At 69.0% G+C, this 14,598-nt stretch carries 11 protein-coding genes; 6 read left to right on the top strand and 5 right to left on the bottom strand.

Annotation, left to right across the window (positions count from 1 at the left end):
• Positions 1–21: 21 nt before the first annotated feature.
• Both lpdA and MT347_RS07015 read right to left on the bottom strand, forming a co-directional pair.
• On the bottom strand, positions 22–1,395 hold the full coding sequence (gene lpdA / locus MT347_RS07020; protein WP_243499481.1) for a dihydrolipoyl dehydrogenase: 1,374 nt from the start codon (positions 1,393–1,395) through the stop codon (positions 22–24).
• The gene (locus MT347_RS07015) at positions 1,392–2,858 is read right to left on the bottom strand and encodes a leucyl aminopeptidase (protein ID WP_243499479.1); all 1,467 of its coding nucleotides are present in this window, start codon (positions 2,856–2,858) and stop codon (positions 1,392–1,394) included. The genes lpdA and MT347_RS07015 overlap by 4 nt, the downstream gene beginning before the upstream one ends.
• A gap of 84 nt (positions 2,859–2,942) precedes the next feature.
• Here MT347_RS07015 and MT347_RS07010 point away from each other — a divergent pair, with 84 nt between their 5' ends.
• The 3 genes from MT347_RS07010 (at position 2,943) to MT347_RS07000 (ending at position 6,154) form a co-directional block, all read left to right on the top strand.
• Positions 2,943–3,869 carry a proteasome assembly chaperone family protein gene (locus MT347_RS07010; RefSeq protein WP_243499477.1) on the top strand — a complete coding sequence of 309 codons (927 nt, stop codon included), beginning with the start codon at positions 2,943–2,945 and terminating at the stop codon, positions 3,867–3,869.
• A gap of 264 nt (positions 3,870–4,133) precedes the next feature.
• Positions 4,134–5,459, top strand: coding sequence for an RNA polymerase sigma factor (locus MT347_RS07005; protein ID WP_243499475.1), 1,326 nt, complete (start codon positions 4,134–4,136; stop codon positions 5,457–5,459).
• Positions 5,456–6,154, top strand: a complete 699-nt coding sequence (locus MT347_RS07000; protein ID WP_243499473.1) for a coenzyme F420-0:L-glutamate ligase — start codon at positions 5,456–5,458, stop codon at positions 6,152–6,154. Before MT347_RS07005 ends, MT347_RS07000 begins: the two co-directional genes overlap by 4 nt.
• 288 nt (positions 6,155–6,442) lie before the next feature.
• Here the strand turns inward: MT347_RS07000 and MT347_RS06995 are convergent, their stop codons facing one another.
• Entirely contained in the window at positions 6,443–7,465 is a 1,023-nt protein-coding gene (locus tag MT347_RS06995; protein ID WP_243499471.1) for a sugar-transfer associated ATP-grasp domain-containing protein, read from the bottom strand.
• Positions 7,466–7,510: 45 nt separating this feature from the next.
• On the opposite strand from MT347_RS06995, the gene MT347_RS06990 reads away from it, so the two are divergent.
• Together MT347_RS06990 and MT347_RS06985 are read left to right on the top strand one after the other, a co-directional pair.
• Positions 7,511–8,146 carry an alanine racemase C-terminal domain-containing protein gene (locus MT347_RS06990; protein ID WP_243499469.1) on the top strand — a complete coding sequence of 212 codons (636 nt, stop codon included), beginning with the start codon at positions 7,511–7,513 and terminating at the stop codon, positions 8,144–8,146.
• Positions 8,143–9,177, top strand: a complete 1,035-nt coding sequence (locus MT347_RS06985) for an alanine racemase (protein ID WP_243499467.1) — start codon at positions 8,143–8,145, stop codon at positions 9,175–9,177. The genes MT347_RS06990 and MT347_RS06985 overlap by 4 nt, the downstream gene beginning before the upstream one ends.
• A gap of 68 nt (positions 9,178–9,245) precedes the next feature.
• Here the strand turns inward: MT347_RS06985 and MT347_RS06980 are convergent, their stop codons facing one another.
• Positions 9,246–9,464, bottom strand: coding sequence for a hypothetical protein (locus tag MT347_RS06980; RefSeq protein ID WP_243499465.1), 219 nt, complete (start codon positions 9,462–9,464; stop codon positions 9,246–9,248).
• A 161-nt stretch (positions 9,465–9,625) separates the two neighbouring features.
• Here MT347_RS06980 and MT347_RS06975 point away from each other — a divergent pair, with 161 nt between their 5' ends.
• On the top strand, positions 9,626–11,698 hold the full coding sequence (locus MT347_RS06975; protein WP_243499786.1) for a type IIA DNA topoisomerase subunit B: 2,073 nt from the start codon (positions 9,626–9,628) through the stop codon (positions 11,696–11,698).
• Between the two features lie 382 nt (positions 11,699–12,080).
• On the opposite strand, the gene MT347_RS06970 is transcribed toward MT347_RS06975, so the two are convergent.
• The gene (locus MT347_RS06970; protein WP_243499463.1) at positions 12,081–14,546 is read right to left on the bottom strand and encodes a DNA topoisomerase (ATP-hydrolyzing) subunit A; all 2,466 of its coding nucleotides are present in this window, start codon (positions 14,544–14,546) and stop codon (positions 12,081–12,083) included.
• Positions 14,547–14,598 lie beyond the last annotated feature (52 nt).

Below are 14,598 nucleotides of genomic sequence, written 5' to 3'. Positions count from 1 at the left end.
AGCTTAGTGACCGGTTCGTGGTCAGAGTGCGTGCAGGGGCTTGCCGGCGAGGGCCAGGAAGGCCTCGCCGAGCGCTTCGCTCTGGGTGGGGTGGGCGTGGATGAACGGGGCGATGTCCTCGGGGTGCGCTTCCCAGCCCACCGCGAGTTGCGCCTCCGAGATGAGCTCACCGACGCGATCGCCGACGAGATGCGCCCCGATCACGGGTCCGTCGACCCGCCGGACGATCTTGACGATGCCCGAGGTCCCGATGATCTCGCTCCGGCCGTTGCCGGCCAGGTTGTACTCGTACGCCTTCACGGCCTCAGATCCGTAACGATCCTGAGCCTGCGCCTCGGTGAGCCCGACGGACGCCACCTCCGGGTGCGAGTACGCCACGCGGGGGACGTCGACGTCGGGGACGAGGACGGGCGACAGACCCGCGATCTCCTCGGCGACGAAGATGCCCTGCTGGAAACCGCGATGGGCGAGTTGCAGGCCCGGAACGATGTCTCCCACGGCCCAGACGTGCGGCGAGGCCGTGCGCAGACGCTCGTCCGTCTGCACGAAACCACGGTCGAGGACGACTCCCGCCTCCTCGTAGCCCAGGCCGGCCGTGGAGGGGCCGCGACCGACGGCGACGAGGACGTAGTCGGCCACGAGCTCGGACCCGTCGTCGAGGGTGACCGTCGCGGCATCCGCGGTCTGCGTCAGTGAGGCGAACCGGCGACCCAGCTGGAACGCGATGCCGCGCTTGCGGAACGCCCGCTCGAGAGCCTTGCTGGACGTAACGTCCTCGGCGGGGAGGAGGTGGGGGAGAGCCTCGACGATCGTGACCTCGACGCCGAAGGAGCGCCAGACACTCGCGAACTCGACGCCGATCACGCCACCGCCGAGCACGACGACGCGCTCGGGGATGACGTCGAGGTCCAGGGCCTGCTCGCTCGCGAGCACGCGGCCGCCGATCTCGAGACCCGGCAGGCTGCGGCTGTACGAGCCGGTGGCGAGGATGACGTCGGTGCCGCGGTACACGTCGTCCCCGACGCGGACGGCCGGACCGGCGGCGAGCCTGCCCTCGCCGTGCACGACGCGGATGCCGCGCGTGGAGATGAGTCCCTCGAGTCCCTTGAACTTCTTTGCGACGATCCCCTCGCGGTACGCACGCACGCGAACGGGATCGATGCCGGAGAACGTGACGTCCACACCGATGTCGGCGGCACTCCGGGCGGCGTCGGCCACTTCACCCGCGTGCAGCAGCGCCTTGGTGGGGATGCAGCCGCGGTGCAGGCAGGTGCCCCCGAGCTTGTCCTTCTCGACGAGGACGACCTCCTTGCCGAGCTCGGCGAGACGCAGAGCTGCCGCGTACCCGCCGCTTCCGCCACCGAGGATGACGACGTCGGCGGAGTGGTCGGTCATCGTGCAGCCTCCGTGGTGAGCATCTCGATCAGCGAACGGACCGTCGCCCCCGTCACGCCCTTGTCGGTGTACCCGAACGGCGCGGACTTGTTCATGCCGACGCCGGCGATGTCGAGGTGCACCCACGGGATGCGGGCGGCGTCGGCATCCTCGGACACGCGGCCGACGAAGTGGCGGAGGAACAGCCCCGCGAAGAGCGACCCACCGGCGGGGTCTCCGATCTTCGCGTTCTGCAGATCGGCGATGGGGGAGTCGAGATCGTCGACCATGTGCTCGGGCAGCGGCAGCTGCCAGGCGAGTTCGGCGGCACGGCCGGCCGCGGCGAGATACGCCGCGACGGCGTCATCGTCGCCCATGACGCCGGTGTGGCGGTTTCCGAGGGCAACCGTGATCGCGCCGGTCAACGTCGCCACATCGACGATGAGATCGGGGTTCTCGCGGCTGGCGGCGACGAGACCGTCGGCGAGTACCAGACGCCCCTCGGCGTCGGTGTTGAGCACCTCCACCGTTGTGCCATCGAGCATCCGCAGCACGTCTCCCGGCCGGGTTGCCCGACCCGAGGGCATGTTGTCGGCGATGCACAACCACGCGCTGAGCGTGACGGGCAGTCGCATCTCGGCCGCGGCCTTGAGTACCGCGAGGACGGTCGCGGCCCCGCACATGTCGTACTTCATGCCGACCATGGATGCCGCGGGCTTCAGCGACAGACCGCCGGTGTCGAAGGTGATGCCCTTGCCCACGAGGGCGACGTGACGCTGAGCGTCCGCGGGCGAGTAGCGGAGGCGAACCAGGCGAGGCGGCCGATCGGACCCTTGCCCGACCCCGAGGATGCCGCCATAACCGCCCTCCCGCAGGGCGACCTCGTCGAGCACCTCGACCTCGACGGGGAGACCGGCGACCGCGTCCGCGGCGGCGGTGGCGAAATCGGCGGGTCCGAGCCACTCGGCGGGGGTGGTCACGAGATCCTTCACCAGCGCGACGGCCCCGGCAACGGCGGCCACCGCGACGGTGTCAGCCTCCGTCGGCGCGGCTGACGCCGCGACGCTCACGCGAGATGCACGCGCCTTGGCGGACTTCTTCTTGTAGTCGGCGAACCGGTAACCGCCCAGAGCGGCCCCCTCGGCGAGCGGGCGCCACGGCGCATCGACGAACGCCTGGATCGCCACGTGCGCGAACCCGGTGAGCTGACGCAGTCCGACGCCCGCCGCATCGCGGAGCGCGGACTCGTCCGGCTCGGTGCCCGCACCGACCGCCGCCACCGGAGTGCTCACTCCGGGCACGTGCACGCGCTGGAAGGAGTTCGCACCCCCGGTGAACCCCACGGCCGCCAACGCGGAACCGAGTCCCTCCCATCCGTCGGGATCCGCCGCCCCCTCCGTCAGGGTCGGGACGATCAGCAGGATCGCGTCGGCGTCGGACTCGAGAACGGGGGCGTCGGTGTACGCCACAGAAGGGAAGGGCATGGCGTCCATCCTAGGTTCGCGCGTGTTCGCTAGCAGCGGGACGCACCGCGACCCACCCACCGGGAGCGCTCGTAGAGTGGAGCCATGCCCGTATCCGCACCGCTGTACGACCGTGCCCCCGCGGCGCCGCCCGTGCCGTCGGGCCTGCCGCTCGTGATCTCTCTGACAGGGTTCACCGACGCCGGCGGCGCGGTGACACGACTGGTCGAGTACTTCCGCAACGATCTCGATCCGAACCCCGTGGTCGTCTTCGACAACGACCTCCTGCTCGACTACCGCGCCCGCCGGCCGCTCATCACCTTCGTCGAGGACCACCTCACGGATTACCGCCCCTCGCGCCTCGAGCTTTTGCTCGCGCACGATTCGCTCGGGCACCCGTTCCTCCTTCTCGCCGGCTACGAGCCCGACTTCCTCTGGGAAGCCTTCGCCGAGTCCGTGCTCGAACTCGCGGCGGGGCTGCAGGTCGCGTCTGTGACCTGGGTGCACGCCATCCCCATGCCGGTGCCGCACACCCGCCCCATCGGCACCACGGTCAGCGGAACCCGTCCCGACCTCGCCGAGGCTCACTCCGTGTGGCGGCCGCACACCCAGGTTCCCTCGACGGCGGGTCACCTGCTGGAGTACCGCTTCGCCGAGGCCGGTGCCAAGGTGGCGGGGTTCGCCCTGCTCATTCCCCACTATCTGGGTGACACCGAGTACCCGGCCGCCGCTCTCGCGGCACTCGACAGCCTCACCGTCGCCACCGGACTGGTGTTCTCGGGTGAAGTCCTGCGCGAGGAGAACCGCGAGTTCCTCACCAAAGTCACGGAGCAGGTCGAGGCGAGCGACGAGCTGACGCGCATGCTCGAGAACCTCGAAGAGCGTTACGACGCCTACATGGCGGGGTCGACTCAGGCGACGCCGATCATCCACACCGGCGATCTCCCCAGCGCCGACGAACTGGCCGCCGAATTGGAGCGTTTCCTTGCGACCCGCCCCGGCGACGACGACCGCCGCGGCAAGCTCGGCTGATCCGCCGCCGAGCGCACCACGGGTCCTCGGCATCGCGCTTCCTCGGCATCCGGGGAATACGTGGCTGCGCGCGGGCGTTGTCTACGCATAGATCCCCGGTCCGCGTCAAGTCCCGGTCCGAGGATGTGAGACAATAAAGAAACTGACCCGTTGTCAACCGGTCCGAGAGCCCCCGCTCCTCGGCCTGGAACTTGACAAGGGTCTTACTAGTGTCCGAGAACGACCGGCGGATGTGCAACAGAGGTTCCCGGTGAAAGGCGAAACGTGGCAGGCACGACTACCAAGACCCGCTCCCGGAGTGCGAAGGACAACGAGCTCGAGAACTCCGAGGAGACCGTGACGGCGTCGACGACGACGACCGCGAAGAAGGCTCCCGCGAAGAAGGCCCCGGCGAAGGCGAAGGCCACGCCGGCCAAGGCGAAGCCGAAGGCCAAGAAGGACGACGACCTCGACGAAGACGAAGAGGTCGACGAAGAGGGCGAAGTCGAGCTGGAAGCCGACGACAGCGATGCCGAAGACTCCGACGACACCGTCAAGGTCGACCCGAAGAAGTCCGACGACGATGACGACGACGACGCTCCGGCCAAGCCCGCCGAGGCTCTGCCCCAGGGTGCGATCGTCATCTCGTCGAGCGACGAAGACGACGTACCGGTGTACTCGGCGCAGATCACCGGCGCCACCGCCGACCCGGTCAAGGACTACCTGAAGCAGATCGGTAAAGTCCCGCTGCTGAACGCGGCCGAAGAGGTCGAGCTCGCCATGCGCATCGAGGCGGGTCTCTTCGCCGAAGAGAAGCTGTCGAACATGTCGGCTGCCGAGAAGACGAACCAGCTCGGTCTCGACCTGCAGTGGGTCGCGCGCGACGGTCAGCGCGCGAAGAGCCACCTGCTCGGCGCGAACCTCCGCCTGGTCGTCTCGCTCGCCAAGCGCTACACCGGTCGCGGTATGCAGTTCCTCGACCTCATCCAGGAGGGCAACCTGGGCCTGATCCGTGCGGTCGAGAAGTTCGACTACACGAAGGGCTTCAAGTTCTCGACCTACGCCACGTGGTGGATCCGTCAGGCCATCACGCGCGCCATGGCCGACCAGGCCCGCACCATCCGCATCCCGGTGCACATGGTCGAGGTCATCAACAAGCTCGCGCGCGTCCAGCGCCAGATGCTGCAGGACCTGGGGCGCGAGCCCACGCCCGAGGAGCTGAGCCGCGAACTCGACATGACCCCCGAGAAGGTCATCGAGGTGCAGAAGTACGGTCGCGAGCCCATCTCCCTGCACACGCCCCTCGGTGAAGACGGCGACAGCGAGTTCGGCGACCTCATCGAAGACACCGAGGCGGTCGTCCCGGCCGACGCGGTGGGCTTCACCATGCTGCAGCGCCAGCTCGAGTCGCTGCTGGACTCCCTCAGCGAGAGAGAGGCCGGCGTGATCCGCATGCGCTTCGGACTCGGCGACGGTCAGCCCAAGACGCTCGACCAGATCGGCGACACGTTCGGGGTCACGCGCGAGCGCATCCGCCAGATCGAGTCGAAGACCATGGCGAAGCTGCGTCACCCCAGCCGTTCGCAGTCGCTCCGGGACTACCTCGAATGAGCGGCGAGGCCAACGCCGGCAAGGCGCTCACCCGTACCGTCGAGGGCACCTCGTACGCCCGCATCCCGATCCGCACGCGGGTCGTCATGCCGGGCGACGACCTCGACGCTTTCATCCTCGAGTACGCGAAGGATGCCGTGCAGCCGGGGGACCTGCTGTTCGTCACCGAGAAGATCGTCGCAATCACCCAGGGTCGTTCGTACAAGCTCGACTCGATCACGCCCCGCAAGCTCGCGCTGTTCCTGTCGAAGTACGTCACGCGCACGCCCTACGGCATCGGCCTCGGCATGCCGGAGACGATGGAGATGGCGCTGCGCGAGTGCGGCACACCCCGCATCCTGGTCGCGGCGGCCGTCTCCGCCGTGACGAAGGCGTTCGGGCGCAAGGGTGACTTCTATCGCATCGCGGGCGACAAGGCCCGCGCGATCGACGGCCCGACCAGCGGAACCATCCCGCCGTATAACCAGGCCGTCGTCCTCGGTCCGGAGCGTCCGCGCGAGGTCGCTGCACGACTGAAGTCGCTGCTCGGCGGTGACCTGCAGGTCGCCGTCGTCGACATCAACGATCTGGGCGGCAACATCCTCGGCTCGACCATGGACAAGGCCGGCGAGAAGCGTCTCGTCGCGATCCTGAAAGACAACCCCCTCGGGCAGGGACATGAGTCCACGCCCCTCGGCATCGTCCGCCACGGCTGACTGATCCACGCGAAGGCCCGTCCCGTTCTCGGGGCGGGCCTTCGCGGTATCCGGATGCCGTGACGCGGCGCCGGGCCCTTCGACGAGCTCAGGGTCCTCCCACCCCAGCCGGTCACCCTCCCACCCAGGTGGTTGAGCTCGTCCAAGCCACCGGGACCCCCGGACCCTCGACGACCTCAGGGTTCTCGACGGTCACGCTCCTCGACGCCGCACGACTCAGCCCGTCGACGCCGCCGGGGAATGCGGAAGGCCCGCTCCTCGCGGAAGCGGGCCTCACGGCATCCGGGATCAGAACCCGATCGCGGCCTGATAGCGGGGCTTGTGACCGGTGCGGATGCCCGTCACGCTCGGCTTGTTCTCGTAGACACCGGCGCCCCAGTTGCCCTCGACGAGCACGGGGCCGTCGGGGCCGACGACGATGTCCCAGCCGACGTACTGCACCTGCGGCACGACGCGCGCGACCTGATCGACGAACGCCTTGACCTCGTCGATCAGCGGAAGCTGGAAGTCGGCGATGCGGACGCCCGAATCGGGGTGCACCTCGTGGACGTGCCCGTGCGAGTCGTACCCGGCGCCGAGGGAGTGACCGTTCTCATCGAGCATCGTGTAGAAGCCGCCGAAGGTCATCTGGTCGCTGACGGCTCCGCGACCGAACTTCTGGGCCATCGCGAGGATGTGGGTCTTCTCGCCGTCGAAGAAGGCCGTCACGCGCGTGGTGTTGACGGTGCCGGGGCAGACCGCCGCGAGGTCGTCGTGCTGGCGGATGACCTCTTCGACGAGGATCTCGCCGCGCTCGAGCAGGCCGCGGTGGAACGCCCCCCAGTCCTCGACCTCGGACGCGTGGTAGCGGTGCACGCCGGTACCGGCCTGTCCGACCGGCTCCTTGGTCACGATGGTCCCCAGCCGCTCGGCGAACGCGCGCAGCTCGTCGCTGTTGTCGGTCTCGACCACCATCCACTCGCGGCGGAGGAACTCGCTGAAACGGCGGTCGAACGCCACCTTGTCCTGGAAGATGCCTCGGTAGTCGGGGTGGTCGTACTTCTGCGAGATCTGATTTGACACCGGGTGCGTCATGTACGTCGCGCGCTCGGCCGGGGTGAGGATCGCGAAGTCGTAGTCGATGTAGTCCTGGAACCCGACGTTCTTCACGCCGGCCTGCACGAGCATGTCGGCGACGACGAGCGGCAGAGACTTGCCGTGCTGTGCCGAGGCCTCCTTGGCTCGTTCGATCACCGAGCCCACGTCGATGCGGCGGGCACGTCCGGCGAGGTATCGCAGACGGGTGACGGGGGAGAAGCCGTGGGCAGGCATGCACGCTCCGGGATCGGGGATGACGGACCACGTTATTCTAGAGGCGTGACCTCCACGCTCCCCGCCCGCACGCCCGGGGCCACGGGAGGAGCGCCTGTCGCTCTGGTGTCGGAATCGGCGCTGCGGCACAATGTCCGACTCGCGGTGGGCGGTCACGATGACGTGCTCGCCGCGGACGGCTGGGGTCACGGCGCCGCGTGGGTGGCATCCGTGCTCTCGGATCTCGGAGTGGATGCCGCGACGCTCGACGCCGCGACCCTGTTCGGTCTTCCCGGTTCGGGCACGCGGCCGGTCATGTCGCTGCGCGGTCGGGTCCTGGGAACCAAGCCGCTCCTGCGCGGCGAGGGCGTCTCCTACGGCTACACACATCGTGCGTCGCGTGATACGACCATCGCGCTCGTCACCGGCGGGTATGCGCAGGGGGTCGTCCGCTCGTTGGGCAACGTGACGACCGTCGTGATCGGGGGCGACCGACACCCGATCGTGGGCCGGGTCGCCATGGACGTCTGCGTCGTCGACGTCGGCGACACCCCGATCCTTCGTGGAACGGAGGTCGTCTTCTTCGGCGACCCGGGCGAGGGACATCCCTCGCTCGCCGAGTGGACGGACGCCACCCACTGGAGCGCGGCCGAGATCATCGCGATCGCCGGCTCTCGGGTCGACCGTCGGGTCGCCGCGTGAGCGCCGTCTACCGCGTCGATCTCGACGCCTTCGCACGGAACCTCCGCCGGGTGCGCGAGGCCGTCGCGCCGGCCGCGCACATGCTCGTGGTCAAAGACGACGCCTACGCACACGGGCTCGAGGCCGTGGTGCGCCGGGCGTGGGACGAGGGGGTCCGGTGGTTCGGAGCGTTCGATGTCGTCACCGGTGCCGCGGTGCGCGCCGTGGCGGGTCCTGACGCGCGCATCTTCGTCTGGCTGATCGACGGTTCCGACGACCTCGCAGCCGGGGTTGCGGCCGACCTCGATCTCGGTATTGGCGATGAGGCGCTGCTCGAAGACCTGGCCGGGCTGTCTGCCGGTCGCCCCGCCCGCATCCACCTCAAGATCGATACGGGCCTCCACCGCAACGGCATCCGTCCCGAGCGCTGGGATGCCGCGCTGTCCCGGACCGCAGAGCTCGTCGACGGCGGTCGTGCGATGTTCGAGGGCGTGTGGTCGCACATCTCCGAGGCCTCGGACGCCGACGACGACGACGCCCGCGCGCTGTTCCTCGAGGCGCGTGCCGCAGCGCGGGAAGCGGGACTGGTAGCCCGCTTCTCGCACCTCGCCGCCAGTGCCGCCGGATTCGCCCGCGGCGAGTTCCGCGAAGACCTCGTGCGTGTCGGAGCGTTCTCGTACGGCATTCGTCCTGCGGGAGGCCCGGGCGAAGCCGAGCTCGGCATCGAGCCCATCGCGTGCCTCGCTGCGACCGTCACGACGATCGACCCGAGGGGCGTCCACCTCGACGTGGGCAGCCTGCACGGCTTGCCGAGCACCCTCGCCGGCCGTTTCGACGTCGTCACCCCCGAGGGACCCCGCCGTGTCGAGCAGATCGGAGCGACCTCGTGCGTCCTCGCCCCCTGGAACGACGCCGCGGTGGGCGACGAGATCATCGTTTTCGGCCGCGGCGGATTTTTCAGCGCGACCGATCTCGCCGAGCTGATCGACACCATCGGCGAGGAGATCGCGCTGCGCGTGTCACCGTCGATCCCGCGCTCTTACAGGTCCTGAGGCCCGGAGACGCAGAACGGGCCCCGCTGCACCCGCAAGGGTGGTCGGGACCCGTTCCGTCGTGAAGGTCAGTCGGCGGAGCTCAGGCGCGCCGTCTCGTCGTGCCACGAGGTGGCGATGCTGCGGAGCTTCTCTTCGTACTTGCGGCCGTGGTGTGCGCAGAACAGCAGCTCGCTGCCGTTGACCTCGGCGGCGATGTACGCCTGAGCGCCGCAGGAGTCACAGCGATCAGCCGCCGTCAGGCGGTGGTCGAGAACAGTCGCGTCGGGTGCGGTCGTGGTGGTCATCTCGGGTGCCCTCCTCAAGTGGTCGTGGGCGAGTCTCCATATACAACCACGCGGATCTTTCCTCTATGCCGCGGCTTGATCACATTTCGCTGTGCGCGTACGGTGACCCGACCCCGCTGTGTGTCTGCAGGCGATGTCGGTGGCCCCGATTACGCTGGGCAATCGTGACGTCCGAGTACTCCGCCCACCACCTGCAGGTCCTCGAGGGCCTCGAAGCGGTGCGCAAGCGCCCCGGCATGTACATCGGCTCCACCGACTCCCGCGGGCTCATGCACTGCCTGTGGGAGATCATCGACAACTCCGTCGACGAAGCCCTGGGCGGCCACGGCACCCGCATCGACATCGTGCTCCATGCCGACGGCAGCGTCGAGGTTCGTGACCGGGCTCGAGGCATCCCGGTCGACGTCGAACCTCGCACGGGTCTGACCGGCGTCGAGGTGGTCTTCACCAAGCTCCACGCCGGCGGCAAGTTCGGCGGCGGCTCGTACGCGGCATCCGGCGGTCTCCACGGTGTGGGCGCGTCAGTGGTGAACGCGCTATCCGAGCGCCTCGACGTCGAGGTCGACCGTGGCGGCAAGACCTATGCGATGTCGTTCCACCGCGGTGAGCCGGGGCGGTTCGCGGGCGACACCCCCGACTCGGCATTCACCCCCTTCGAGCGCAGCAGCGAGCTGCGGGTCATCGGCAAAGCAGCTCGCGGGGTCACGGGAACGCGAATCCGCTACTGGGCGGACCGCCAGATCTTCACGAAAGAAGCCGCCTTCGGCCACGACGAGCTCGTGCAGCGCGTCCGTCAGACGGCGTTCCTCGTCCCCGGGCTCGAGATCGTCGTGCTCGACGACCGCGCCGGAGAACGCGTCGAAACGAGCTACCGCTTCGACGGGGGCATTTCGGAGTTCGCGGAGTTCCTCGCACCGGATGCCGCCGTGACCGACACGTGGCGTCTCACCGGCACCGGTTCGTTCACCGAGACCGTGCCCGTGCTGCAACCGGGGGGGTCGATGGTGCCCACCGAGGTGCAGCGCGAGTGCGAAGTCGACGTGGCCGTGCGCTGGGGGACCGGGTACGACACCACGTCGCGCTCCTTCGTCAACATCATCGCCACTCCGAAGGGCGGCACCCACCAGCAGGGCTTCGAACTCGGCCTGATGAAGGTGCTGCGCGCCCAGGTCGAGCAGAACGCCCGCAAGCTGAAGGTCGGAAACGACAAGGTCGAGAAAGACGACCTCCTCGCCGGTCTCACCGCGGTGCTGACCGTGCGTTTGCCCGAGCCGCAGTTCGAAGGGCAGACCAAAGAGGTGCTGGGCACTCCCGCGGTGCGCCAGATCGTCACCACGGTCGTGCAGAGAGAGCTGGCAGCGCGGTTCGCTTCGGTCAAGCGCGACGACAAGACGCAGACCGCCCAACTGCTCGAGAAGATCGTCTCCGAGATGAAGGCGCGCATCTCGGCCCGGACGCACAAAGAGACCCAGCGTCGCAAGAACGCGCTGGAGTCCTCGTCGCTGCCGTCGAAGCTGGTCGATTGCCGCTCGAACGATGTCGAGAACTCCGAGCTGTTCATCGTGGAGGGCAACTCCGCCCTCGGCACCGCGCGCGACGCGCGCAACAGCGAGTACCAGGCTCTCCTTCCCATCCGCGGAAAGATCCTCAACACGCAGAAGGCGTCGATCAGCGACATGCTGTCCAACGCCGAGTGCGCGTCGATCATCCAGGTCATCGGAGCGGGTTCCGGTCGCTCCTTCGACCTCGCTGCCGCCCGCTACGGCAAGATCATCCTGATGAGCGACGCCGACGTCGACGGGGCTCACATCCGCACGCTGCTCCTGACACTGTTCTTCCGCTACATGCGGCCCCTCGTCGAGGCCGGGCGCGTCTTCGCGGCCGTGCCTCCGCTGCACCGGGTGATCGTCGTCAACCCCGGATCCAAGCCGAACGAGATGATCTACACCTACAGCGAGCAGGAGCTGCACACGCTGCTCGCGCGGCTCAAGAAGGGCAACAAGCGCTGGCAGGAGCCCATCCAGCGATACAAGGGCCTGGGCGAGATGGATGCCGACCAGCTCGCCACCACCACCATGGACCGCTCCGGGCGTTCCCTGCGTCGCGTGCGTGTCAGAGACATGGAGGGCGCAGCCCAGGTGTTCGATCTGCTGATGGGCAGCGAGGTCGCACCGCGCCGCGAGTTCATCGTCGAGTCGAGCGACCGTCTGGCGCGCGAGAGCATCGACGTCTGACCCGCGACCATCGTTAGCGCCGTCACTGCCGGCCTCGCCGCGCACGACGGCGGGCGGATCCCGACGCTCCGCTTCGCCGCGAAACGGCGGGCGGATCCCAACGCTCCCGCCCCGTCGCGCACAATGGCGGGCGAATCCCGACGCTCCCGCTTTGCCGTGCAGCGGCGGACGGATCCCGCGGCCCGCAGCCTCGCCGCGCACAACGGCGGGCGAATCCCGACGCTCCCGCTTTGCCGTGCAGCGGCGGCGAATTCTGGCGCTCTCGTCTCGTCGCGCACAGCGGCGGACGAATTCCCCGAACCGCCGCCCGAGCGCCGCCCAGAACAGCGTGTCGGCTGCGGCGTCCGTCGCTGTGCGCCCCGCGCGAGACGGCGTCAGCGGCTCAGCGGACGACGGTTCCGATCGCGCCGAGCGCGGAGTCGAGGGGCTGACCCGAGGCGTCGCGCTTCGCACCCGACTCTGGCAGCGTCCGCACCGATCCGTCGGTCCCCACCGCGCGCGGTTCCGTGCCGACCCAGGCGAGCACGAGGGCGTCCTCACCGCGCAGCAGGCGCTGCGCACGGACGCCGCCGGTGGCACGCCCCTTGGCGGGGAACTCGGTGAAGGCCGACACCTTGGCACTTCCGGCATCGGTTCCGGGCAGCGCTGCCGACGAACCGGCGATGGTGACCACGACCGCGTCGAAGGCGGACGCGCCCACGACCGCGAATGCGATGACGTGCGCACCCTCGGAGAGCCGGATGCCGGCCATCCCGCCCGCCGAGCGACCTTGCGGCCGTACCGACGAGGCGTCGAAGCGCAGCAGCTGGGCGTCGCTGGCGACGAACACCAGTTCGGCGTTGTCGCCCGCCGGGGCCGCGCCCACGACGCGGTCACCGTCGCGCAGCGCGATGATCTCGATCTCGTCCTTCGCCCCGAGCTCGCTCGCGGCGACGCGCTTGACGACACCGTTCTCCGTGCCGAGGGCGATGGTGGGGCCGTCGGTGAGGGGAACGACGGCGATGACCTTCTCGCCCTTGCCCAGAGGCAGGTACTGCTCGACCCTGATTCCCGCGGCCACCTGCACCGAGTTGGCCGGGACCGAGGGCAGGTCGACGGGGGAGAACCGCAGGAGGCGTCCGGCAGAGGTCACCGCGCCGATGTCTCCGCGCGTGGTCGTGTCGACCGACGATCTGATCGCGTCGTGCTTCGATCGCCGCGTCGGTGCCACGACGCCGCCGCCCGGTGCGTCCGCGACGAGTTCGGCGCGCACCAGACGCCCGGTGGCCGAGAGGTAGACGCGGCAGGGGGCGTCGGCGATCTGCAGGTCAGCGGCGGCCGCAGCCTTCGTCGAGCGGGGCTGCACCGGCCCCCCGTTCAGCAGCATCGTGCGCCGTGGGGTGCCGTACGCCTCGGCCGCGGCATCCAATTCTTGCGCCACCTGCTGGCGCAGCAGGGTCTCGCTGCCGAGCAACTCGACGAGCTGCGCGATCTCGGCTTTCAACTGGTCGCGCTCGGCTTCCAGCTCGATGCGGGAGAACTTCGTCAAGCGCCGCAACCGCAGTTCGAGGATGTACTCGGCCTGGGGATGCGAGAGATCGAAGACCTCCTGCAGCTTCGTACGGGCCTGCTCGCCGTCATCGGAGGATCGGATGACCTGGATGACCTCGTCGATGTCGAGGATGGCGATGAGCAGACCTTCGACGAGGTGAAGGCGTTCACGCTTGCGCGCCAGCCGGTACTCGCTCCGCCGCGTGACGACGCGGATGCGGTGATCGAGGTACACGCGCAGAAGGTCGCGCAATCCGAGGGTCTGCGGCTGTCCGTCGACCAGGGCGACGTTGTTGATACCGAACGAGTCCTCGAGCGGGGTCAGTCGATAGAGGTGCTCGAGAACCGCCTTGGGGTCGAAGCCGGTCTTGATGCCGATGACCAACCGGAGCCCGTGATGCCGGTCCGAGAGGTCGGTCACATCGGCGATGCCGGTGAGCTTCTTCGCCTGAACCGCGTCCTTGATCTTCTCGATGACGCGCTCGGCGCCGACGAGGTAGGGCAGCTCCGTGATGACGATGCCGGTGCGTCGCGGCCCGAGCGACTCGATCGAGGCCTTCGCCCGCGTGCGGAAAGTGCCGCGGCCGTGGGTGTACGCGTCCTTGATGCCGTCGAGCCCGACGATGATGCCGCCCGTCGGCAGGTCGGGGCCGGGAACGAACTCCATGAGCTCGTCCACCGTGGCATCCGGATGCTCGAGCAGGTGTGTCGCGGCGGCGACGACCTCGACGAGGTTGTGCGGAGCCATGTTGGTGGCCATGCCGACCGCGATGCCCGTTGCGCCGTTGACCAGCAGATTCGGGAAAGCGGCGGGCAGTACCTCGGGCTGCTGGAACTGGCCGTCGTAGTTGGGGATGAAGTCGACGACGTCCTCATCGAGGTCTTCGGTGAGAGCGAGGGCCGGCGGGGCCAGACGCGCCTCGGTGTACCGCGACGCGGCCGGGCCGTCGTCGAGGGAGCCGAAGTTGCCGTGACCGTCGACGAGCGGCACGCGCAGTGTGAAGTGCTGCGCGAGGCGCACGAGGGCGTCGTAGATGGGTGCGTCGCCGTGGGGGTGGAGCTTTCCCATCACCTCGCCGACGACGCGCGCGCTCTTGACGTGGCCGCGGTCGGGGCGCAGCCCCATCTCCGCCATCTGGTACAGGATGCGTCGCTGGACGGGCTTGAGGCCGTCGCGGGCGTCGGGCAGGGCGCGCGAGTAGATGACCGAGTAGGCGTACTCGAGGAACGACCCCTGCATCTCGGTCGAGACATCGACGTCTTCGATGCGCTCGACAACGGGCTGCGTCGCCGCAGCGGGGGAACGGGAATCGGGCATGAGAGCGGCCTCGGGTCGGGCGGGCGTCCGAAACGGACGAGGATCGGGAGCC

The organism is Microbacterium sp. VKM Ac-2923 (assembly GCF_022815605.1).
GTDB lineage: Bacteria > Actinomycetota > Actinomycetes > Actinomycetales > Microbacteriaceae > Microbacterium.
The sequence above is the reverse complement of the archived record's forward strand: the minus strand, read 5'-3'. Positions and strand labels throughout refer to the sequence as shown.

Bases quoted from the DNA above. Each gene is read 5' to 3' on its own strand.
- MT347_RS06995 (WP_243499471.1), bottom strand. From the start codon at position 7,465: ATGCCTGCCCACGGCTTCTCCCCCGTCACCCGTCTGCGATACCTCGCC.
- MT347_RS07015 (WP_243499479.1), bottom strand. From the start codon at position 2,858: ATGCCCTTCCCTTCTGTGGCGTACACCGACGCCCCCGTTCTCGAGTCC.
- lpdA (WP_243499481.1), bottom strand. From the start codon at position 1,395: ATGACCGACCACTCCGCCGACGTCGTCATCCTCGGTGGCGGAAGCGGC.
- MT347_RS06980 (WP_243499465.1), bottom strand. From the start codon at position 9,464: ATGACCACCACGACCGCACCCGACGCGACTGTTCTCGACCACCGCCTG.
- MT347_RS06970 (WP_243499463.1), bottom strand. From the start codon at position 14,546: ATGCCCGATTCCCGTTCCCCCGCTGCGGCGACGCAGCCCGTTGTCGAG.
- MT347_RS07000 (WP_243499473.1), top strand. From the start codon at position 5,456: ATGAGCGGCGAGGCCAACGCCGGCAAGGCGCTCACCCGTACCGTCGAG.
- MT347_RS07010 (WP_243499477.1), top strand. From the start codon at position 2,943: ATGCCCGTATCCGCACCGCTGTACGACCGTGCCCCCGCGGCGCCGCCC.